The sequence below is a fragment of the Paenarthrobacter sp. OM7 genome, assembly GCF_029873575.1.
Taxonomy (GTDB): domain Bacteria; phylum Actinomycetota; class Actinomycetes; order Actinomycetales; family Micrococcaceae; genus Arthrobacter.
Window position 1 is genome coordinate 2265040 of the sequence record NZ_CP123579.1, and the last position, 22579, is coordinate 2287618.

Below are 22579 nucleotides of genomic sequence, written 5' to 3' on the forward strand. Positions count from 1 at the left end.
CTTTGAGAGGTACCACCATGAAATACCTGAACGGCACACCCTCCACTGCCTACGACGTCGTCGTCGTCGGCTCCGGTGCCGGCGCTTTGACTGCAGCCGCCACGGCCGCGCGTGCCGGCAAGTCCGTCGTCGTGCTTGAAAAGACCCACTTGCTGGGTGGAACAACCGCCGTCTCGGGAGGCATGCTGTGGGTTGCTGACAACCATCATGCCCGCGAAGCCGGGCTGAGCGACTCCAAGGAAGCGGCAGCCCGGTACGTCCGCGCCGTTGCCCGGGGACGGAGCCGCGAAGAACTTCTGGAAGCGGCCCTGACCTACGGCGACACGATGCTTCGCTTCACTGAAGACGAATGCGGAGTCCGGTTGATCTTCCTGGACAACTTCCCGGACTATCGGCAGGACCTGCCCGGTTCCGTGGAAGGCGGCAGGACAGTTGAACCCGAGCTGTTCAACATTCGTGAAGCGCTCGGCGGCCTCGCCGCCCATGTCCGGTCCGATGGCCGGGCCCCGTTCACCATGCAGGAGTACGAGACCTGGGGCGCATTCACCAAGTTCCCGTGGGCGCAACTGAAGCAGCGGCAGGAGCAGGGGCTGGTTGCCAAAGGCCAGGCTCTGGTCTCCATGCTGTTGGCCAGCCTGGTGCGGGATGACGCTGCGCTGGTGGTTGGCGCCCGCGGGCATCGACTGCTGAACGACGGCGGCAGGGTAGTGGGCGTGCAGCTCACGTCAGGCGAAACCTTCCATGCCAACGACGGCGTGGTCCTCGCCACGGGCGGCTTCGAATGGGACAGGGCGCTGGCTGACTCGCTGCTGGCCTCACGCCTGTACGTCATGTGCTCGCCGCCATCGAATACCGGCGATGGGCTCAAGATGGCCCAGCGGGTGGGGGCCCACACCCGGGGAACCCGGGAAGCCTGGTGGGCTCCCATGTCCATTACGGGAGACACCCGGGACGGTGAACCGGTTGGTACGCTTCTGCGTTTTGAGCGGCAAGGACCGGGATCGCTCATGGTCAACCGTCATGGCCGGCGTTTTGCCAACGAATCCCAGAACTACAACGACCTCGCCCGCTGCCTCCAATCGTGGGATTCACCCAACAACCAGACCCTGAACACCCCTGCCCATGTGGTGTTCGATCACAGCTACCTGGAGCGCTACGGTATCCTCGCCCACCGGGCGGGCCAACCGACGCCGGCTTACCTGACGGAAGCCCCCACGTTGGCCGAACTGGCCGCGAAGATCGGTGTCCCTGCCGATAACCTCGCGGCCACCGTTGAACGCTTCAACCACTATGCAGTCAAAGGCGAAGACCCGGATTTCGGCCGCGGCGAAAGCGCCTACGACAAGTACTGGGGTGACGACGACTGCCCTTGGCCCAACCCTTCCCTCGGTCCGCTGCAGTCCGGTCCGTTCTACGCGATGGAGGTGGTCAATGGCGCCTTCGGCAGCAACGGAGGCGTTGCCACGGACGCCTTGGCGCGGGTCCTGGACGTCGACGGAGAGCCCATCCCCGGCCTGTACGCCGCCGGAAACACAACGGAGAACGCCTACGCTGCGGGCTACCCTGGGGCCGGTGCCACCCTGGGGCCCATCATGACCATGGGCTACCTGGCAGGACGCACCATTGCAGGCGAGCCGGCGGAGTACACGCCCTCGGCATATAGGGGCGCAGCAGCAGGAGTTGAAGCATGATTCGCCACGTGGTGCTCTTCAAGTTCAAGGCCGGCTTTCCCGAGGCGGACAAGGCTGCCTGGCAGGAGGGCCTGGACAGGATGAAGGGCAATATTCCCGGCCTGCTGGAGCTCACGCACGGGCCGGATGTCCTCCACCAGGATCGGTCCTTCGACTACGCCATTGTGGCTGACTTCAGTACGGTCGAGGACCTCGACGTCTACACCACGCACCCATTGCACGAGCCGCTGAAGAAGTACTCCTATCCCAACAGCGGGCAGATCATTGCCGTGGACTTCGCGCTCCAGCCTTGAGCCGTGCAGTCGCGCAGTGCTGTGCACGTCAGTGAAAGCACTGGAGCCCAGTCAGGCGATGGCAGCGCCTGCCGTTTCCTTCAAGGTCCGGCGAACGAACTCCGCACTGGGCTCCGCATAAGCGGCAACCGTCCGGCTGAACAGTGCCGAACCTTCGGCCCCGGGCCAGTCCTCCGGCAGGAATGCAGGAGGCAGCCCGGGGTCCAGATACGGGATGATCCGCCAGCGGTCGATGCACTGCACGTAGGTGGAAAAAGCTTCAGCAGAAGGCTCCACCGTCCGCACGGGAGACGCAGGAGCGCGATCAATGGTCGCGCCGGCCGAACCGTGCTCACGGATAAAGTCCCTGTGCAGCGCGGCCACTGCTTCCAGGTCCCACCACTTGGAGGCTGCGTCGCGAAGGCTGCCGCCAACCATGGGCGTTCCCGTGACGAAGATCGTCGCCATGTCCCGGAGCGACAAGTCCATCAGGATTTCCTCCACTTCGCCTCGCAGCGAATCAGGACAAATCCACAAACCCGCTGCCACGGTCCCGCAACCGATCCAGTGGAGCCGACGCCGCAGCTGGTGCCGCTTTTCGCGTTCCGTCTCAGGAATGGAGAAGGAGATCAGGCACCAGGGATCCTCCAGTGACATGCTCCGTGGGTTGTAGATCCGGCGGTCTCCGCGCGCCAACATGGTGGCGGCCCCGTCTGTAAGCGTGAAACCGGGGACCCCTGCGCGCGTCTCCTGAAGCACCACATCCTTTTTACGCAACCGGCCCAAGGCGGTCCGGGTTACTGTTCCTGTCGTGCCCAGGGCCTCCATGAGTGCCACGATGTCCTTGGCGGACATCCATCCGCCGGCGTCGCGCAGGTACAGGCCGATCACGGTACGCAGCAACGACGTTGTACTCCCTGGGCGGGAGTCCATGTCATCGAGGACAGCACTCATTTCCGGCTCACTGCGCTTGGGAGAGTGCGTCGCGGATGGCTGCCACTCCCAGTTCAACTTCGGCAAAGCTTGTGCTCAAGGGGGACAGGCCAACGCGCAGGCCGTGCGGGGGACGGAAATCGGGGATGACACCCTTTTCCCAAAGCCTCGCTGTAACATCTGCGAACAACGGGTGGTCCACGGTGATGTGGGAGCCGCGCTCGGCCACATTCCGGGGGCTCACGATTTCCGCGCCGAGAGGCACCAGGAGCTCCTCTGAGAGTGCGATTGCGTACTCCGTGAGCTTGATGGACTTTTCCCGGACCGCGTCCATCCCTACGGAGGCAATCAGTTCCAGCATGTCTTTCATGGGCTGCATGGCCAGCACGGGAGGTGTTCCCGTGATGAACCTGCGTATCCCTTGCGCGGGACGGTAGGCGTCCGTCATGCCAAACGGGTTGTCGGCCCCCATCCAACCCCAGATGGGTTGCTGCAAACGGTCCTGCTGGGAAGCGTTGACGTAGGCGAAGGCGGGCGAACCGGGGCCACCATTGAGGTACTTGTAGGTGCAGCCGACTGCGATGTCCACGCCCCACTTGTCCAGCTCCATGGGCACGGAACCTACGGAGTGGCAAAGGTCCCAAAGCATCAGGGCACCTGCTTGATGAACCTTGGCAGTGATGCCCTCGGCGTCGGCCAGGAAGCCTGACCGGTACGCAACATGGCTGAGGACCACTACGGCGGTCCTTTCGCCCAGCAGTCCGTCCAGGTCCTCCGGGCGAACACCGCTGGCGGGGTTCGCAGCGATCCATTTGATAGTCGCCCCACGCTCGGCGGCGATGCCCTCGATGATGAACCGGTCGGTGGGGAAGTTGTCGCGGTCAATGATGATCTCATCCCGCCCCGGCTGGGCATCCACTGCCGCGCGGATCATCTTGTAGAGCATCACGGAGGTGGAGTCGCCCACGGTGGTCTGCCCAGCGGCAGCGCCCAAGGTCACCTCGCCGATGCGGTCGCCAACGACCGTCGGCTCATCCATCCATTGCTCGTCCCAACCCCGGATCAGCCGGCTGCCCCAAGCCTCGTGCACAAACGAATCGAGGTTCCCTGCCGTGACCTTCAGCGGGCGGCCCAGTGAGTTGCCATCCAGATATGAGGTGAGTTGGGCGGCGTCGGGCGCGTAGAAGGCCTCGCGCTGGGCGGCGAGGGGATCAGCGGCATCCAGTTCGGCCGACGTTGGCCGTTGGGTTTGCTGTGCTGTGGACATGGTTCCTCCTGCGGAAGTGTTGGGCGGCAATGCTGGATGTTTGCCTGGGTGCTTAGTTACCGATTTCGGTGCGTACGGCGTAGAGCTCGGGGAAGAAGGTCAGGTCCAAGGCGCGCTTCAGGAAGTCCACGCCCGAGGATCCTCCGGTGCCGACTTTGAAACCGATGGTTCGTTGAACCGTCCGCAAATGGCGGAAGCGCCATGCCTGGAAGTTGTCCTCAATGTCCACCAGGTCCTCGCACGCTTCGTAAAGGCCCCATGGGGTGTCATCGGATTCGTAGATCTTCTGGAAGATGGGGACCAGGTCCTTCCGGAAGGTCCACGGCTCGCTGGTGTCCCGCTCAAGGATGTCGGCGGGAATGTCATAGCCGGCGCGGGACAGCACTGCCAGGAAGGCGTCATACAGCGTGGGCTCCTCCAAGAGCTTGCTGAGCAAAGCGTGGGCCTCGGGTTCGCTTTCGAATACGCGCAGCATCCCGCGGTTCTTGTTGCCCAGCAGGAACTCGACACCGCGGTACTGATAGGACTGGAAGCCGGACGAGCTGCCCAGGAACCCGCGGAACTGGGCGTATTCACGCGGCGTCAACGTTCCCAGGACCGACCATTGTTCCGTCATGGTGCGCTGGATGGCCTTGACGCGGGCGATGCACTTCAGTGCCTTGCCCAAATTGTCCGCGTCAAACAGCCTGCGGGCTTCCAAAAGTTCGTGAAGGACCAGCTTGAGCCAGAGCTCGCTGGTCTGGTGCTGGATGATGAACAGCAGTTCATCATGGTGTTCCGGCTCGCTCAGGGGGTGCTGGGAGCTGAGCAGGTGATCGAGGTCCAGGTATCCGCCGTAGGACATCGCATGACGGAAATCGGTGCGGACGGTGTCCTCGATGTCCCGGACGCTGTGGGCGGAATGGACTGTGGGCTTTTCCATGGTTTGAGATTATCACTTCCATGACGCACGTCAAGGTATTGATTTCCGGTTCGCAGGGTCCCACCGTCACGTAGGCTGAAGCACGACCATTGGGGAAGGGGAGTGCGGATGGAAAGTGTGGAAAAGACTGCCGCGCCCGTGTCGATCTACCTCGACGTCGACGGCGTGGTGAACCCCTTCAGTCCGGTGGGAACCACTGATTGGGGTGGCGAATGGACCACCGCCGACGCGGGGATCCTGGAGGTTGCCTTCGCGCCGGAACTCGTGGCGGGACTTAATGACCTTGCCCGCCATCCAGCCGCGCGTTTCGTGTGGCTGACCACGTGGGAGCGCCTTGCACCCGAGTTCCTCTGCCCGGCTATCGGCCTCCAGGGGGAGGACTGGCCGGTACTGTCCAGCCAGGGCTGGGACCAAGGCCCGGAGTGGTGGAAACTTGTCGCCCTCCAAAAGGACCTGGCGGCTACGGGGAGCCGGCGGATCGTGTGGCTGGACGACCAGCTCAGCCGGGAATCCGACGCCCGCTCCTGGGCTGAATACCAACAGGACCGTGTGCTTTGCATCTCACCCGATCCCCGCAAGGGACTGTCCCCGAGCCACCTTGCAGCAGTAAGGGAGTATCTGGGCTGAGGGGAAGGCCGTGTACGTTTGTCCGCTCACTGGATGCCACGTAAGATTCTTAAGGTTTCAAGCCCGCCAGAGTGAATTCCGCAAGCCCGGTCAGTTGAACACTTGCTGAACTATGCTGTGGATGGCAGGTACGGGGAAGTGAAACTGCTGAACGTCGACGACTCTGCAGATTGGGCAACAGGTGGATATCACCTTCATGGTCGCGCTGGTAATAGCGTTGGCCCTTTTCTTTGACTTCACCAACGGGTTTCACGACACAGCGAATGCGATGGCCACGCCTATCGCCACGGGGGCGATCAAGCCCAAGGCGGCCGTTGCCTTGGCCGCTGTGCTCAACCTCGTCGGCGCGTTCCTCTCCACGGAAGTGGCCAAGACCATTTCCGGTGGACTGATCCGGGAAGGCTCGGATGGTATCCACATCACTCCGGACATCATCTTTGCCGGACTCATGGGCGCAGTTCTCTGGAACATGGTCACGTGGCTCAAGGGCCTGCCATCGAGCTCCTCCCATGCCTTGTTCGGCGGCCTTATTGGCGCGGCAGTGGTGGGCATCGGGCTCCATTCCATCAACTTCGAGACCGTGCTGCAGAAGGTGATCCTGCCCGCGATCTTCGCGCCGCTGATCGCCGGCCTGGTGGCTTACATCTGCACCCGCCTCGCCTACGCACTGACCTCGCGCCACGATCCCGAAACCGGCGACAAGCTCACGCAGAAACGCGGCGGCTTCCGCACCGGACAGATCTTCACGTCCAGCCTGGTGGCTCTGGCGCACGGCACCAACGACGCCCAGAAGACCATGGGCATCATCACCTTGGTTCTTATCGCCGGTGGAACCCAGGCTCCGGGCAGCGGTCCGCAGTTCTGGGTAATCGCGGCCTGTGCCTTCGCCATCGCCATCGGAACCTACGCGGGCGGCTGGCGGATCATCCGCACCATGGGTTCCGGCCTGACCGAGGTCAAGCCCGCCCAGGGTTTCTCTGCCGAAACCAGCACGGCTTCGGCCATCCTCGCTTCGTCCCACCTCGGCTTCGCCCTGTCCACCACACAAGTCGCTTCGGGATCGGTCATCGGCTCGGGCCTGGGCCGTAAGGGCACCTCGGTTCGTTGGGGTACCGCAGGCAAGATCGCGTTGGGCTGGCTCTTTACCCTCCCGGCCTCGGCCATTGTCGGTGCACTGACGGCGCTCTTGGTGAGCATCGGCGTCGTGGGCGTCATTATCGCGGCAGTTGTTGGAACAGCAGCGGTGCTCTTCATGTTTGTTGTCTCGCGCAAATCGCATGTGGGCCACCACAACGCCGTCGAGGTTGAAGAAGCCGGCCATGCCGTCCGGTTCCGCAAGAAGAAGAAGACCCGTAAGACCACCCAGAATGAGGATGTGCGGCGATGAAATGGTTGGAATTGCTGCAGGTAGGAGGAGTCACCCTCGTGGCGGCCGTGACTTTGGTGGTCCTTTACTCCCTGGGGGTCCGCCTCACGGCCATCGCCGGTGACGCCCAGCAGAAGTCGCCTGTCCTGGTCCGGTCCCTGGCCTACGTTTGCTTCGGCGTGTGCGCCGCGGCCGTCCTGTTCGGGATCTACCTGATTGTTCCCTACTTCGGAAAGTAGCAGTCTCTCTGGCAGTCGGGGGCTTTCGGGAGAATAATCAGCAGTGTAGTTATGCACATAACTGCGTGGTTGTGATCCGGCAGATGCGGGGCTGTCATGAATTGCCCATCCCGAAGCCATCTCATCCGACTGGCTCTGGTTCCGGCCTTGATGCTGGGCCTCTCCGCCTGCCTTCCGCCCGCAGCTGAGGGCGGCGGATCATCGCCTCCGGTTTCCACCCCCTCCACAGCCGCCACCACTGGGAAACCAGTACCAAGCACGATCGCTCCTACAGCCACCCAACCGGTTGGTCCGGCAGGCCCCGGGGCGCCACAGGCGGATGCTCCAGTGGTTCGCTGGGTCCCCATCGGACCGATTGGTCCGAACGATCCCACCTCCGGCCAGCGATATCTTTTGCTCCAGCAGTTCCAATGCGATGCCTTGGTCCAGAGCGTGGAGGGTGCCGACGACGCGGCAGTCTGGCTGGCCGGCGCCGCCGTGTGCAAGGCACTTCAGAGCGGGAGTCAGCAGGATTGGCAGCGGGCTTCCATTGCAGTTGCTGCCACGCCGCGGATACCGCAAACCCAGTGCCTTGAATTCCGGGTCGCCGCCACTTCGGCGTCGCTGCTCGCCCAACACCGCAGCAATCCCGACGCTGTCTTCATCGTGGAGCCGGGACAGGGCGAAGCATGCCCGAGGCAGTTGGTTGGATTGACCGTGGTTGACGAAGAGCTCAGGCCGATCCCGGGGCTGGCACGCGCCTCCGGGCCCAGCAGTGGTGGCACGATTGTTCGCTTGGACGGCTACTACGTCCGGGTGGGCGATGTCCTGTTCGACGGCGTTCCCGTGGACGCTGAGTTTGTTGGCGCCAGGGACGACTACCAGCCCGTCTATCTCCGGATGCCCTCGTCAGCCGGCCGGGACTCGATCCGGATCTCCATCACGGACACCGTGGATATTGCCGGAACGGTGACCTTCTTCTACGACGACCCCGGTACCGCCACCGGCTCCGTGCCACCCCCGGAGACCGCAAGCCCGGGCACTGGTTTGCCCGGCCACAGTCCCTCCGCCACTCCACCCCCAACTGCGCCGCCGTCAGGCGCTGCCTCCCCAACGGCTGCCCCGTGAGCGATACACCCGATACCGAAGAAGGAGTCAACAACACACGCTGGCAGCGGACCCTCGAAGTCCTCTCGGTCATCGGCCCGCCGTTGACCATCGTCACGGCGCTGCTGGTCTATTTCGGTTGGGCCCGCACTGACGCGCAGGCCAAAGCCATGGGCCTCGATGTCAGCCTGTTCGGTTACACAGTCCAGGACTTTGTCCTGAGGAGTATCCAGTCGCTGTTCCAGCCGTTGGCATGGCTCGTGGTCATCGGTTTGCTGTGGTTCATGCTGGACCGCGCAGTATCGCGGCTTGTTGAAGCCGGGCGGCACAGAAAAGCCGTCCATCTGACCGCCACCCTTGTGATGTTGCTCGGCTTTGCCTATGCCGCGGCGATGTGGCTGGCCGTTTCCGCACGTCCCGGCCAGATCGTGCTGTACGCGCCCTTCCTGATCGCCGGGGGATTGGTGGTGGGGGCCTGGGGCCTGAGTGTGCGACGCCGGGCCGTTGAGCGCGGCCATCCTGCGCAGAGGACCACCCCAAGGGCCCTCGAGAGGTCCCTGGTGTTCGTGCTGGTCACGCTGCTGCTGTTTTGGGGTACGTCGGATTACGCGCAGGCACTGGGGCGCGGTGCTGCCCTCGACTACCAGGAACGTTCCAGCCTTTTGCCCACGGCGGTGGTCTACAGCAAGGAACGTCTTGCGGTCGGTGCCCCGAACGTCCGCGAGGAGTCTGCGGGCTCGGATACGGCGCCCCTGTATAGGTACACCGGGCTGCGGTTGCTGGTGGTCAGCGGCGGACGGATTTTCCTGCTCAACGAAGGCTGGTCCCTCGAGCGGGGCCGGGTGGTGGTGCTGCAGGACGACGGCAGTGTCCGCGTGGAGTATGGGAACCCCGCGTCGGACTGACTAGTCTGGGCCCATGTCGACGTTTCAGTACTACGTAGCTTGCACCATCGACGGCTTCATAGCCTCCCCGGACGACGACCTCGGCTGGCTCCTGCAGTTCGACCGGGTTGAGGGTGTGAACCAAGGCATTGAGTCCTTCATGGCGGGCGTCGGGTGCATCGTCATGGGTGGGGACACCTACCGCTGGCTGATGGAACACGAGCCCGGCCAATGGCCCTATCCGGACACTCCCTGCTGGGTGTTCACCCACCATGAGTACTCGGCTCCAGCCGGAGCGGACATCACCTTCGTCCGCGGAGACGTCCGCGAGTTCGCCCCGGACCTGCTCAAAGACGCTGGAGACAAGAACGTCTGGTTGGTGGGCGGAGGCGACCTCGTGGCCCAGTTCGCCAATGCCGGGCTGCTGGACGAGATGATCGTCACGATCGTTCCCGTGGTGCTGGGCGCGGGGAAGCGGCTGTTGCCGCTGAAAGGCCCGACGGCGCCACTTGAGCTGGTCTCGCACAAGATCATCGGCGGGGCCGCGGCCGAGCTTCACTACAGGCTGCCCAAGGGCTCGGATTAGATGGTCAGTGCCGGTTGTCCCGGATCATATTGGTGATCCGGGCGGTCGAAAGCCGCCGGCCCTTGTCATCGGTCATCACGATCTCATGGGTAGCAAGGGTGCCTCCCAGGTGAATCGCCGTGCACGTGCCCGTCACCAGGCCGCTGGCAACTGAACGGTGGTGTGTTGCGCCCACTTCGATGCCTACCGCATGGCGGCCCCGGCCGGCATGGAGGGACGCCGCGAACGATCCCAAGGTCTCGGCGAGGACAACGTGGGCCCCGCCGTGAAGGATGCCCGCTACCTGCGTGTTTCCTTCCACCGGCATGGTGGCGACCATTCGTTCAGCACTCATTTCCGTGAACCGGATCCCGAGCTTCACCACCAGTGCACCCACACCGTGTGCCGAGAGCCAATCGTGGAATTCTTCGGGCACCCCTGCCTCGGCGAGCTCATCGGCAAAGGGGTTCGGCGTGAAATTGTCCATCATGCCAACTAGGCTGGCACCTGTGAGTGAAACAACCAAACCGGACCAGGTTCCAACGGCCCAAGCTGCTGCCATTGCGACAGCCCCCACCCCCTCTGCCACAGTATCGGCCAGCACCGCGGGGGAGGGCCGGCCCAGGCTGCTGGTCCTTGACGGCCACTCCATGGCGTTCCGGGCTTTCTATGCGCTTCCGGCCGAGAATTTCTCCACTGCCAGGGGCCAGTACACCAACGCAGTCCATGGCTTCACCTCCATGTTGATCAACCTGATCAAGGACCAGAAGCCCACGCACGTCGCCGTAGCTTTTGACGTCTCTGACGACACCACGTTCCGCAAGGCCGAGTACAGCGAGTACAAGGGCGGGCGCAACGCGACGCCTGCAGAGTTCGCGGGCCAGATCGGTCTCATCGCCAAGGTCATGGAGGCCTGGGGCATCAAAACGATCGCCATGCCCGGATACGAGGCAGACGATGTCCTGGCCACGCTGGCCGCGCAGGGCGACGCCGCAGGCTTCGAAGTCCTTCTCGTTTCCGGCGACAGGGATGCGTTCCAGCTGATCAACGACAACGTCTTTGTGCTCTACCCCAAGCAGGGCGTGAGCAACATTCCCAGGATGGACGCTGCGGCGATTGAAGAGAAGTACTTCGTCAAGCCCGGCCTGTACTCGGACCTCGCCGCCCTCGTTGGCGAGACCGCTGACAACCTGCCCGGCGTCCCGGGCGTTGGCCCCAAGACAGCTGCAAAGTGGATCAACCTGTACGGCGGCCTCGAAGGCATCCTGGAAAACCTTGACTCCATCGGCGGCAAGGTGGGCGGTGCGCTGAAGGAGAACCTGGAGAACGTCAAGCGGAACCGCCGGCTGAACCAGTTGCTGACCGACCTCGACCTTCCCCTCACCTTGGCTGACTTGCACGAGCCCCGTCCGGATCGCCAGGCGATCGAGGAACTCTTCGAGGAACTCGAGTTCAGGACCCTCCGTACGCGGCTGTTCGATCTCTACGGTGATGACACCGCAGGAGAGGCTCCGGACACCATTGAGGCCCCGGACTATTCGGTCCTCACGGACGCCGCGGGACTTGAGTCGTTCTTCGCCGCCGGATCCGGTGTGCGTTCGGCACTTGCAGTGCAGCTTGTCCCCGGACGCATCGGTGATGATGCGGGTGCCCTGGCTGTTGTCAGGAACAACGGAGCGGCCTATATCGAACTGACGGGGCTGGACGCCGCAGCTGAGTCGGTCTTGGCCCGCTGGCTCAAGGACCCCGAAGAAGCCAAGGTGCTGCACGAGTTCAAGTCGGCACTCAAAGCTCTTCATAACCGTGGACTCGGCCTGGAAGGCGTGGTGGATGACACCTCCATCTCCGGCTACCTGATCCAGCCGGACCGCCGCAGCTACGATCTCGCAGAACTCGCGCAAGTGCATCTGAAGATCTCACTTACCGCAGCCGCTGCCCAGTCCGGGCAGCTGGAGCTCGACCTCTCAGGTGAAACAGACCAAGCCGCCGCCGCAGCGCTCGTCCAGCATGCCGCCGTCGTACATGCCCTCAGCAAGCACTTCGAAACGGAACTGTCGGACATCAAGGCTGATGCCCTGTTGACCACGCTGGAACTTCCCGTTGCACGCGTGCTGGCGCAGATGGAACTCACAGGAATCTTTGTGTCCACGGACCGCATGGACGAGCAACTCGCGGACCTCACCAAGGTGATCGAGAACGCCCAGGAGCAGGCGTTCGCGGCGATCGGACACGAGGTCAACCTCGGATCACCCAAACAGCTCCAGACTGTCCTCTTCGAGGAACTCGGGCTGCCCAAGACCAAGAAGATCAAGTCCGGCTACACCACCGATGCCGCGTCCCTGAAGGGCCTGCTGGAAAAGACCGGCCACGAGTTCCTGGTCCAGCTCATGGCCCACCGTGAGTCCTCCAAGTTGGCCCAGATGGTGGAGACGCTCAAGAAGTCGGTCGCGGAGGATGGCCGTATCCATACCACGTACGCCCAGAACATCGCAGCCACCGGCCGCATCTCCTCCAACAATCCCAACCTGCAGAACATACCGGTCCGCAGCGAAGAAGGCCGGCGGGTCCGCGGAATTTTTGTGGTCAGCGAAGGCTACGAGTGCCTGTTGTCGGCAGACTACTCGCAGATCGAAATGCGCATCATGGCGCACCTTTCCGGTGACGAAGCCCTGATCCAGGCGTACCGCGACGGAGAAGACCTGCACCGTTTCGTGGGTTCGCGGATCTTCAATGTAGACCCGTCCGAAGTCACCAGCGCCATGCGATCCAAAGTGAAGGCGATGTCTTATGGCCTCGCGTATGGACTCACGTCCTTCGGACTCTCCAAGCAGTTGGAGATCTCCGTGGACGAGGCACGGACTCTCATGAAGGACTACTTCGACCGCTTCGGCGGCGTGCGCGACTACCTGCGTGGTGTCGTCGACCAAGCACGGACTGACGGCTACACGGCCACCATCGAAGGCCGCCGCCGCTACCTCCCTGACCTGACCAGTACCAACCGCCAGGCGAGGGAAGCGGCAGAACGCATCGCCCTCAACTCGCCCATCCAGGGCTCCGCGGCAGACCTCATCAAGCGCGCCATGCTTGGCGTGTCCGCCGAGCTCGCCAGCCAGGGCCTGAAGTCACGGATGCTGCTGCAGGTCCACGACGAACTCGTACTGGAAGTGGCACCGGGAGAGCGCGAAGTCGTGGAGAAACTGGTCATCGAGCAGATGGGATCAGCTGCCGAGCTGTCCGTTCCCCTCGATGTCCAGATCGGCGTTGGCTCCAGCTGGTACGAGGCCGGACACTAGTCCGGTCCCGGAATTCCGGGTATCAACGCAGGACGCGCCGCCGGGATGGTGGCGCGCCCTGCGGCGTCTGGCTAGGCTCGGGATCGTGGCTGATCCCAATGAACCAACCTCCCGGAAATATTCCGTCCAGCGTTTCCCCGCTGTGGCCGATAAGGACGACTCCGATGCCTACAGCCGCTGTGCCACCTGGGTGCAGGCTGTATCGCACGGATTTCACCAGCAACGTCGTGATGACGAGTACCTTGCAAAGACCCTCGCCGCCTACCAGGCGGACGGGCGTGAGCTGACAGGCGTCTACGTCAACGGAGTCGTACCAGAACACTCCCTCGAGGCGAATGTCCCGGTGGCAACCTACGCCACCATGCGCAAGGACCTGAATATCGGTTTTGGCCGGCAGCTTGAGTCCAACCTGGTGACGGCTGTAACGGTCCGCGGAACACACCGCCGCCAAGGAATCCTGCGTGGCATGATCACGGCTGACCTGGCGGGCGCCAAGGATGACGGCCTGGCCATGGCGGCACTGACGGCTTCCGAAGGATCCATCTATGGTCGTTTCGGTTTCGGCGTTGCTACCTTTGAGCGCAGCATCAAGGTCGACACCGGACCCCGCTTCCGGATGAAGGGGCGACCGGAGGGAACTGTGGAAGTCGCGGATCCTACCGTGCTGCTTGACGTGGCGCCCCGGGTGTTCGAGCGCGTCCAGCGGCTGTCGCCGGGATCGGTGGACCGGCAGGAGTATTACCGGCTTGCTGCCTCCGGCTCCCTTGGGCAGGACGGCAAGCCCGACACCAGCGTCCGCTGTGCCCTGCATTACGACCTTTCCGGAGCGTTGGACGGCTACGTCTCCTACCGGTTCAAGGGTTGGGACCACAAGCCATACACCATGGAAATTGTGGACCTCGTTGCCGCTACCAACGCTGCCTACCTGGATCTGTGGCGTTTCCTGGGCAGCATTGACCTCATCGAGGACGTGACGTGGGCTGAAGCCCCTGTGGATGATCCCTTGGCATGGGCCTTGGAGGACCCACGGTGCATCGAGGCCTCCGAGGTCCGCGACATGCTGTGGCTCCGGATCCTGGATATCCCGGCCGCCTTGCAGGCACGCCGCTTCGCCTCCGCAGGACGCCTGGTCCTGGAAGTGACGGACTCACTGTCGCTGGCTGGCGGCACCTGGGTCCTGGAGTCCGACGGTGGGGCTGCGGCGGTCGTGACTGAAGCCTCGGGCGAATCAGCGGATCTGACGATGGACGTGGCCGACCTCGCGTCCATCTATCTTGGTGCGGTGTCTCCGGTAACCCTTGCTGCTGCGGGACGCGTCCGTGAAAAATCAGCCGGTGCCGCATTCCTGGCCCAGCAACTGTTCGCGGTGGAACGCCCGGCGCATTGCCTGACGCACTTCTAAACTGCACCACGTCATCAAAAGCACATAGACACACCTAGTTAAGGACATCCATGGGGGATTCCACGCGGCGGCCTATGGCCGGCCGGCGATCAGTGCTGCTTGGAATGGCGGGCCTCGCATCAGCTGCGTTGGCGGCTTGCGCATCGGTGGACGGGCCGTCAGGAGCGGCATCACCATCGATTGCGCCGCCGACAGGCCCGGCCACGCCACCGCCGTCGATTGCTGCCACATCAAGCCAGCAGGCCGCTGCTGCCCTAGCGCCAGCGGCCATCGCCACAGTGCCCGACAAACAGCAGATCCTGGCCGAATTCGCTGGCAGGCGGCCCAGCGAGTGGGGGCTGCACATTACGGGAGTGGTGAACAATTCGCCGTCGAATCACGTGGCGTTGACATTCGATGCGTGCGGCGGCCCTGGGGGCACTGGTTGCGACCACGCCCTGCTGACGACACTCCGCCGGCTCAATGTCCCGGCGACGCTCTTCATCAACAGCCGATGGCTCCACGCCAACCCAGCGCTGGCCGCCGAGCTGGCCGCCGACCCACTGTTCGAACTTGCCAACCATGGCACCCTTCATCAGCCGCTCTCAGTCAACGGGAGGTCTGCCTACGGGATCCCTGGGACGGCCAATGCCGCGGCTGCCTACGACGAGTTGATGGGAAACCAGGCGCTGATGCGTGAACTCGACGGCTCCGCTCCCAGGTTCTTCCGGCCGGGAACCGCCTTCTACGACGATGTCGCTGTGGAGATGACGCGCAGGCTTGGGATGCTGCCGGTCAACTTCACCATCAATGGGGACGGTGGGGCCACCTATCCGGCGGCCACCGTCGCAGCCGAGGTGGCTCGCGCAGCTGCCGGCGACATCGTTATTTCGCACTTCAACAGGCCGGCGGCGGGCACTGCCGAAGGCTATGCCCGGGCTCTGCCGGGGATGCTGGACCGGGGCGCCACGTTCGCCCGCCTGGGAGACGTGCTGACCACGTGACACTCCTTTTGACCCTGCTTTGCCAATGCGACTAGAATAAACGGGCGTGTACTACGTGCATGCATCCATTTTGTATTAATCCACAAATCAGGATGACCCGGTATTTTGCCGTGTTCTGCCGTCCGGACCCGGACGGCAGCGGTTTGCCTGACCGACTCACTATCCACAACGGAGCCCCTACTACATGACCATCACCTCCACCGAGAAGCCCGGTACCCCCGTAGTCGCTATTAACGACATCGGTACCGCTGAGGACTTCCTCGCAGCTGTCGACGCCACCATCAAGTACTTCAACGACGGAGACCTCGTCGAAGGTACCGTCGTCAAGGTCGACCGCGACGAAGTCCTGCTCGACATCGGTTACAAGACCGAAGGTGTCATCCCTTCCCGCGAGCTTTCCATCAAGCACGATGTTGATCCCGGTGACGTTGTCGCCGTTGGCGATCAGGTCGAAGCTTTGGTTCTCACCAAGGAAGACAAAGAAGGCCGTCTGATCCTCTCCAAGAAGCGTGCTCAGTACGAGCGCGCCTGGGGCGACATCGAGAAGGTCAAGGAAGAAGACGGTGTCGTCACCGGTACCGTCATCGAGGTTGTCAAGGGTGGCCTCATCCTGGACATCGGCCTGCGTGGCTTCCTGCCCGCATCCCTCGTCGAGATGCGCCGCGTCCGCGACCTCGCTCCGTACATCGGTCAGCAGATCGAAGCCAAGATCATCGAGCTGGACAAGAACCGCAACAACGTTGTGCTGTCCCGCCGTGCATGGCTCGAGCAGACCCAGTCCGAGGTTCGCTCCACGTTCCTCAACAAGCTGGAAAAGGGCCAGGTTCGTCCGGGCGTTGTTTCCTCCATCGTCAACTTCGGTGCCTTCGTGGACCTGGGCGGCGTAGACGGCCTCGTTCACGTTTCCGAGCTGTCCTGGAAGCACATCGACCACCCCTCCGAGGTTGTCGAGGTTGGCCAGGAAGTCACCGTCGAGGTCCTCGAAGTGGATCTGGACCGCGAGCGTGTCTCCCTGTCGCTCAAGGCTACGCAGGAAGATCCGTGGCAGACCTTCGCCCGCACCCACGCCCTCGGCCAGGTTGTTCCGGGTAAGGTCACCAAGCTGGTTCCGTTCGGTGCGTTCGTTCGCGTCGAAGACGGCATCGAAGGCCTCGTGCACATCTCCGAGCTGGCTGTCCGCCACGTGGAGCTCGCCGAGCAGGTTGTCTCCGTTGGCGACGAACTGTTCGTCAAGGTCATCGACATCGACCTCGAGCGTCGCCGTATCTCCCTCTCCCTCAAGCAGGCTAACGAGGGCGTTGACGCTGACAGCACCGAGTTCGATCCCGCTCTGTACGGCATGGCCGCTGAGTACGACGAAGAGGGCAACTACAAGTACCCTGAGGGCTTCGACCCCGAGTCGAACGAATGGCTCGAAGGCTACGAGACCCAGCGTGCAGCTTGGGAGCAGCAGTACGCTGACGCCCAGACCCGTTGGGAAGCCCACAAGAAGCAGGTTGCCCAGCACGCTGCTGACGACGCTGCTGCTGCAACCTCCGGTGAGAGCGATTCCGGCACCACGAGCTACTCCTCGGAGCCGGCTGCTGCTGAGTCCAACACCGGCGGCGGTACCCTGGCGTCCGACGAAGCACTCGCCGCACTGCGTGAGAAGCTGACCGGCAACTAATTCCGCCTCCCTCACGGGATGTGCTGAACAGCCAAAGAAGGACCCCTGCCTCCGGGCAGGGGTCCTTCTGCTTTAAGCCTTCGCGATGCGGGAACTGCTCAGCGGCGGACGTCTACCCACTCAGTTCCCTGGGGCCGCAGCTCAAGATGTCCAGCCGTGAGGGAAGCCAACCGCGCGCGTGCCTCGGAGATGGCCGTTGCCTCGTCGGGCAAGGCGAGGTGAAGCACCGTGTGCTGGGGTTCGTATCCGGTGTCCGCCATGACGTACCCGGCGCCGCGAAGCTCGTTTTCCAAGCGGCCGGCTTCGGCATGGGGGACGTCGATGGCGCACAGACGCAATCTTCGCCGGAGAACCAATGGAGCCTCGTCCAAACCAGCGGACACCGATTCGGAGTACGCGCGGACCAGTCCGCCCGCGCCCAGCAAAATCCCACCGAAATAGCGCACGACGACGACACTGACGTCGCTGAGGTCCGTCACCCTTGGTGAAGTCTCCCGTTTGATGAGCGCCTCCAGCATGGGGATACCCGCAGTTCCCGACGGTTCCCCGTCGTCGCTGGAACGTTGGATCATCCGATCCGGACCTATGACGAAGGCTGAGCAGTGGTGTCGGGCGTCGTGGAATTCACGCCGAAGATCATTGACCAGTGAGCGCGCGGTTTGCTCATCAGGTGAGCGCCGAAGGACTGTGATGAACCGGGACCGCCGGATCTCCAGTTCGTGGCGGAAATCCGGACCAACCGCGAGGGTCGTATACGTTGTCGCGCGGCTGTCATCCTCATTTTCCACCGCTTCAGTCTAGTGTTGGAGGGTGCTGAAGATTGGGTTGACGGGCGGCATCGCCTCGGGGAAATCGCTGGTGGCGTCCAGATTGCGGGAATTGGGTGCAATCCTTGTGGACGCTGACCTCCTTGCGCGGGAAGTGGTGGAACCTGGAACTCCTGGGCTGGCCCGCGTTGTGGAAGCATTCGGCCCTGGAATCCTCGACTCTGATGGAAGGCTTGATCGGCCCAAACTCGGAGCTATCGTGTTCCACGATCCTTCGCAGCGCGAGGTGCTCAATGGCATCATTCACCCGCTGGTCCGCGAAGCAGCAGCGGCGATCGTTTCAGCAGCCGGCCCCGGCGATATCGTTGTCCAGGACATTCCACTGCTGGTCGAAACCGGGCAGGGCAGCAACTTCCACTTGGTGGTGGTGGTGGATGCGCCGGAGCCGGTGCGCGTCCAACGCATGGTGGATTTCCGGGCGATGACTCCCGACGATGCCCGAGCCCGTATCGCGGCCCAGGCCACGCGGGAAGAACGCAACGCGGCTGCCGATGTTGTCCTGGTCAACGACGGTGACCGCGAAGAGCTCCTCGCGAAGGTTGAGGCGTTATGGACGGACAGGCTGTTGCCTTTTGCCAGGAATCTCAGCCAGGGAACAAGGGCTGAACGGCACGTAGGGCCGGTCATGACGCCATACAACAGCGACTGGAGCAGGCAGGCTGACCGCCTCGCCGCCCGTATTGCCGTTGCTGCCCCCCAGCAGATCCTCGCGGTGGACCACGTCGGCTCTACATCGGTGCCGGGACTGGCGGCCAAGGATGTGATCGACCTTCAGGTGGCGGTGGCCGATCTCGAGGCCGCCGATCTGATGGCGAATCAACTCGCTGCAGCAGGGTTCCCGGCAATTCCGGGAGTCAACCGGGACACACCAAAACCCGCCCGGCCCGATCCCGCAGAATGGCAGAAGCGGTTCCACGCCAACGCCGATCCCGGCCGGCCGGTGAATCTGCATGTCCGCGTGGCCGGGTCGCCGGGGTGGCGGTATGCCCTGCTGTTCCGTGACTGGTTGCGCTCTGAACCCTCCGCTACCGCGCTGTACGAGGCGCACAAGCGCACGTTGGCGGCCACGTTTGCGGGGGAGAGCGGCACCGCTGCCTACGCCGATGCCAAGGAGCCTTGGTTTACCGACGTTGCCTGGCCACTCATGGATGAGTGGGCCAAACGCACAGGCTGGCTGCCGCCGTCGTATTTGTCTTCAGCTGAAGGCAAACGCGGACAGTAGCTGTCCTGGGGCAGGGGTAGATTGGTTTTATGAGCCTTGCCCAGGAAATCAACCGTGTCGTCGCACCTTTCGAAGTAATCAGTGAGTTCAAGCCCGCCGGTGACCAGCCGACAGCCATTGCAGAACTGACGGAACGCATCAACAACGGTGAAAAAGACGTCGTCCTCCTCGGCGCCACGGGTACGGGTAAGAGTGCCACCACGGCGTGGCTCATCGAGCAGGTCCAGCGACCCACCTTGGTGATGGTCCAGAACAAGACACTCGCCGCGCAGCTGGCCAATGAGTTCAGGGAGCTGCTGCCCAACAACGCAGTGGAGTATTTTGTCTCCTACTACGACTACTACCAACCCGAAGCATATGTAGCACAGACGGATACCTTCATTGAGAAAGATTCCTCCATTAATGAGGAAGTGGAGCGCCTCCGGCACTCTGCCACCAATGCCCTGCTGACCCGTCGCGACGTCATCGTGGTGGCCACGGTTTCCTGCATCTACGGTCTGGGCACGCCCGAAGAGTACATCGCCGGCATGGTGACGCTCCGCAAGGGGGCGGAAATGAATCGGGACCACCTCCTGCGCAAGTTCGTCTCCATGCAGTACGCCCGCAACGACATGGACTTCCACCGGGGAACGTTCCGCGTCCGTGGTGACACCGTGGAGATTATCCCCATGTACGAGGAACTGGCCATCAGGATCGAGTTCTTCGGTGACGAGATCGAGAACATCCAAACCCTCCATCCCCTGACCGGAGAGGTTCTCCGCGACGAAGAGGAGATGTACGTTTTCCCGGCATCGCACTATGTTGCCGGTCCGGAGCGCATGGCCCGTGCCATCAAGCGCATCGAAGATGAACTCGCTGACCGTTTGAAGGTCCTCGAAGGCCAGAACAAGCTGGTGGAGGCGCAGCGCCTCCGGATGCGCACCACGTACGATCTCGAGATGATGCAGCAGATGGGTTTCTGCAACGGCATTGAGAACTACTCCGTGCACATTGACGGCCGTAATCCCGGGACCGCCCCGCATTGCCTCATCGACTACTTCCCGGACGACTTCCTGCTGGTCGTCGACGAATCACATGTCACCATCCCGCAGATTGGTGCCATGTATGAGGGCGACATGTCACGCAAGCGGAACCTCGTGGACTTCGGCTTCCGCCTCCCATCCGCCATGGACAACAGGCCACTGAAGTGGGATGAGTTCCTGGAACGCATCGGTCAGACGGTGTACCTGTCCGCAACTCCCGGTAAGTATGAGCTCGGCAAAGCTGACGGTTATGTGCAGCAGATCATTCGTCCCACCGGCCTCATCGATCCCGAGGTAGTGGTCAAGCCCACCAAGGGTCAGATCGACGACCTGCTCGGTGAAATCAGGACCCGCACGGAAAAGAATGAACGCGTTCTGGTCACCACGTTGACCAAGCGCATGGCGGAGGACCTCACAGATTACCTGGTGGGCCACGGCGTCAAGGTAGAGTACTTGCACTCCGACGTCGACACCCTCCGGCGCGTGGAACTGCTCCGTGAGCTGCGAATGGGCGTGTTCGATGTCCTCGTAGGCATCAACCTCCTCCGCGAAGGCCTTGACCTGCCTGAGGTTTCCCTCGTGAGCATCCTCGACGCTGACAAGGAAGGTTTCCTGCGTTCTTCCACCTCGCTCATCCAGACCATCGGCCGCGCAGCGCGTAACGTGTCGGGCCAAGTCCACATGTACGCGGACCGGATTACCGACTCCATGGCCCACGCCATTGAAGAAACCAACCGGCGCCGTGCCATCCAGGTGCAGTACAACACGGACCATGGCATTGATCCGCAGCCGTTGCGGAAGAAAATTGCTGATATCACGGACCAGTTGGCCAAGGAAGACGCAGACACCCAGGAACTGCTCAACAACAACCGACTCGCCAAGGGCGGCAAACGCGGCAAGTCGGCAGCCAAGGGTGCGGCGACAGTTCGGCAGGATGGCCTTGCCGCCGCTCCCGCCGAGGACCTGGTGGGACTCATTGAGCAACTCACCGAACAGATGCACGGGGCGGCTGCTGAGCTGCAGTTCGAAGTCGCTGCCCGCATCCGTGACGAAGTCAAGGAGTTGAAGCGCGAATTACGCCAGATGCAGTCCGCCGGGCACGCCTAAGGTAAGGTTTAGGTCACGTAGGGGAGTATCCCAAGCGCTACGTCCGTCAGCACGCAAGGCACAGATGCCTCGCCGGATCTAGCGGGCCGCCAATTCTTGCATTCACCGCACCCTGGCAGGCCGGAGAGACTTACACCGCTTTCCCGTACCCTGCGAAAGGCACCTTTAATGCAGCTTCCCGTCTGGTTTGAGATCGGCTCGTTTGTCGTTCTCGGAATCATCCTGCTGATCGACCTCCTGTTGGTCGTCAAGCGTCCCCATGAACCTTCCATGAAAGAAGCCGGCCTGTGGGTCGCCTTCTATGTAGGACTGGCACTGCTCTTTGCCGTGGCCATGTTCATCTTTGCCGGTGCAGAGTATGGCGGCCAGTTCGTCGCCGGCTGGGTCACTGAGTACAGCCTGAGCATCGATAACCTGTTCGTTTTCATCATCATCATGGCCCGTTTCTCGGTGCCCCGTAAGTACCAGCAGGAAGTGCTGATGGTGGGCATCATCATCGCCCTGATCCTCCGCGGTATCTTCATCGCGCTGGGTGCCGTGGTCATCGAGCAGTTCAGCTGGGTCTTCTACATCTTCGGCGCCTTCCTGCTGTGGACTGCCTGGAAGCAGGCGAAGGACTCCGGCGAAGACGAGGAAGACACCGAGAACCCGCTCATTGCCCGCCTTCGCAAGGTCCTGCCGATGTCCGAAAAGTTCGACGGCAACAAGATCCGCACCACCGTGGACGGCAAGAAGGTCTTCACCCCCATGCTGATCGTCTTCATCACGATCGGCCTGACAGACCTCCTCTTCGCAGTGGACTCCATCCCGGCGATCTTCGGCCTGACGCAGAGCGCGTTCATCGTGTTCACCGCAAACATCTTCGCACTCATGGGCCTGCGCCAGCTGTACTTCCTCCTCGGTGGCCTCATGACCCGCCTGGTGTACCTCAAGCACGCACTGTCCGTCATCCTGGCGTTCATTGGCGTCAAGCTCGTCCTGCACGCCATGCACGTCAACGAGCTTCCGTTCATCAACGGCGGACAGCACATCGAATGGGCACCGGAGATCCCCACCTACGTTTCCTTGGCGGTCATCGTTGGAACGATCGTCGTTGCGGTTGTAGCCAGCCTCCTGAGCCCGGCAGCACGCCAGGCCAAGATCGATGCCCGGTTGGAAGAAGACGCACGAAAGAGCTTGAGCGAGGCAGAGTAACTCTCCTTGGA

Annotated in this window: 20 protein-coding genes; 15 read left to right on the plus strand and 5 right to left on the minus strand. The window is 62.7% G+C overall.

Features of this window, described 5'->3' with window-relative positions; all coding sequences use genetic code 11:
• The first annotated feature begins 17 nt into the window (after positions 1–17).
• Together QEH68_RS10440 and QEH68_RS10445 are read left to right on the plus strand one after the other, a co-directional pair.
• Positions 18–1691: an FAD-dependent oxidoreductase gene (locus QEH68_RS10440; protein WP_280627906.1), complete on the plus strand. Its 1674-nt coding sequence runs from the start codon at positions 18–20 to the stop codon at positions 1689–1691.
• A complete protein-coding gene (locus QEH68_RS10445) occupies positions 1688–1984 on the plus strand; it encodes a Dabb family protein (RefSeq protein WP_280627907.1) in 297 nt (98 codons plus the stop codon). Before QEH68_RS10440 ends, QEH68_RS10445 begins: the two co-directional genes overlap by 4 nt.
• A 51-nt stretch (positions 1985–2035) precedes the next feature.
• Here QEH68_RS10445 and QEH68_RS10450 read toward each other — a convergent pair whose 3' ends face one another.
• From QEH68_RS10450 to kynA, 3 genes are read right to left on the minus strand one after another with little or no spacing between them, the layout of a single operon-like run.
• Entirely contained in the window at positions 2036–2917 is an 882-nt protein-coding gene (locus tag QEH68_RS10450) for a PaaX family transcriptional regulator C-terminal domain-containing protein (RefSeq protein WP_280627908.1), read from the minus strand.
• Between the two features lie 7 nt (positions 2918–2924).
• Positions 2925–4163, minus strand: a complete 1239-nt coding sequence (locus QEH68_RS10455) for an aminotransferase class V-fold PLP-dependent enzyme (protein ID WP_280627909.1) — start codon at positions 4161–4163, stop codon at positions 2925–2927.
• A gap of 52 nt (positions 4164–4215) precedes the next feature.
• Complete coding sequence (gene kynA, locus QEH68_RS10460) at positions 4216–5085, minus strand: tryptophan 2,3-dioxygenase (protein WP_207593486.1); 870 nt, start codon at positions 5083–5085, stop codon at positions 4216–4218.
• 108 nt (positions 5086–5193) lie between these two features.
• Here kynA and QEH68_RS10465 point away from each other — a divergent pair, with 108 nt between their 5' ends.
• The 6 genes from QEH68_RS10465 to QEH68_RS10490 all read left to right on the plus strand — a co-directional run bounded on the left by QEH68_RS10465 (position 5194) and on the right by QEH68_RS10490 (position 9873).
• Positions 5194–5712 (plus strand): HAD domain-containing protein, encoded by a 519-nt coding sequence (locus QEH68_RS10465; RefSeq protein ID WP_280627910.1) that lies wholly within the window; start codon positions 5194–5196, stop codon positions 5710–5712.
• 181 nt (positions 5713–5893) lie between these two features.
• Positions 5894–7099, plus strand: coding sequence for an inorganic phosphate transporter (locus QEH68_RS10470; protein WP_280627911.1), 1206 nt, complete (start codon positions 5894–5896; stop codon positions 7097–7099).
• The gene (locus tag QEH68_RS10475; RefSeq protein WP_089595031.1) at positions 7096–7317 is read left to right on the plus strand and encodes a hypothetical protein; all 222 of its coding nucleotides are present in this window, start codon (positions 7096–7098) and stop codon (positions 7315–7317) included. Before QEH68_RS10470 ends, QEH68_RS10475 begins: the two co-directional genes overlap by 4 nt.
• Positions 7318–7644: 327 nt before the next feature.
• Positions 7645–8424: a hypothetical protein gene (locus QEH68_RS10480; RefSeq protein WP_280627912.1), complete on the plus strand. Its 780-nt coding sequence runs from the start codon at positions 7645–7647 to the stop codon at positions 8422–8424.
• Positions 8421–9308, plus strand: coding sequence for a hypothetical protein (locus tag QEH68_RS10485; RefSeq protein WP_280627913.1), 888 nt, complete (start codon positions 8421–8423; stop codon positions 9306–9308). The genes QEH68_RS10480 and QEH68_RS10485 overlap by 4 nt, the downstream gene beginning before the upstream one ends.
• Before the next feature lie 13 nt (positions 9309–9321).
• A complete protein-coding gene (locus QEH68_RS10490; RefSeq protein ID WP_207593490.1) occupies positions 9322–9873 on the plus strand; it encodes a dihydrofolate reductase family protein in 552 nt (183 codons plus the stop codon).
• 4 nt (positions 9874–9877) lie between these two features.
• On the opposite strand, the gene QEH68_RS10495 is transcribed toward QEH68_RS10490, so the two are convergent.
• Positions 9878–10342, minus strand: coding sequence for a hotdog fold thioesterase (locus QEH68_RS10495; protein WP_280627914.1), 465 nt, complete (start codon positions 10340–10342; stop codon positions 9878–9880).
• 160 nt (positions 10343–10502) lie between these two features.
• Between QEH68_RS10495 and polA the strand changes: the two genes are divergently transcribed.
• The 4 genes from polA (at position 10503) to rpsA (ending at position 17196) form a co-directional block, all read left to right on the plus strand.
• Positions 10503–13145, plus strand: a complete 2643-nt coding sequence (gene polA / locus QEH68_RS10500) for a DNA polymerase I (protein WP_280627999.1) — start codon at positions 10503–10505, stop codon at positions 13143–13145.
• 85 nt (positions 13146–13230) lie between these two features.
• Positions 13231–14547 carry a GNAT family N-acetyltransferase gene (locus tag QEH68_RS10505; RefSeq protein ID WP_280627915.1) on the plus strand — a complete coding sequence of 439 codons (1317 nt, stop codon included), beginning with the start codon at positions 13231–13233 and terminating at the stop codon, positions 14545–14547.
• A gap of 50 nt (positions 14548–14597) precedes the next feature.
• On the plus strand, positions 14598–15530 hold the full coding sequence (locus QEH68_RS10510; protein ID WP_280627916.1) for a polysaccharide deacetylase family protein: 933 nt from the start codon (positions 14598–14600) through the stop codon (positions 15528–15530).
• A gap of 184 nt (positions 15531–15714) precedes the next feature.
• Positions 15715–17196 (plus strand): 30S ribosomal protein S1, encoded by a 1482-nt coding sequence (gene rpsA / locus QEH68_RS10515; RefSeq protein ID WP_026540604.1) that lies wholly within the window; start codon positions 15715–15717, stop codon positions 17194–17196.
• Between the two features lie 98 nt (positions 17197–17294).
• Here rpsA and QEH68_RS10520 read toward each other — a convergent pair whose 3' ends face one another.
• The gene (locus QEH68_RS10520) at positions 17295–17984 is read right to left on the minus strand and encodes a YigZ family protein (protein WP_207593495.1); all 690 of its coding nucleotides are present in this window, start codon (positions 17982–17984) and stop codon (positions 17295–17297) included.
• Between the two features lie 22 nt (positions 17985–18006).
• On the opposite strand from QEH68_RS10520, the gene coaE reads away from it, so the two are divergent.
• The 3 genes from coaE (at position 18007) to QEH68_RS10535 (ending at position 22568) form a co-directional block, all read left to right on the plus strand.
• Positions 18007–19245, plus strand: coding sequence for a dephospho-CoA kinase (gene coaE / locus QEH68_RS10525; RefSeq protein WP_280627917.1), 1239 nt, complete (start codon positions 18007–18009; stop codon positions 19243–19245).
• Between the two features lie 29 nt (positions 19246–19274).
• Positions 19275–21374, plus strand: coding sequence for an excinuclease ABC subunit UvrB (gene uvrB, locus QEH68_RS10530; RefSeq protein WP_011774759.1), 2100 nt, complete (start codon positions 19275–19277; stop codon positions 21372–21374).
• Positions 21375–21542: 168 nt separating this feature from the next.
• Positions 21543–22568 (plus strand): TerC family protein, encoded by a 1026-nt coding sequence (locus QEH68_RS10535; RefSeq protein WP_280627918.1) that lies wholly within the window; start codon positions 21543–21545, stop codon positions 22566–22568.
• The last annotated feature ends 11 nt before the right edge of the window (positions 22569–22579 follow it).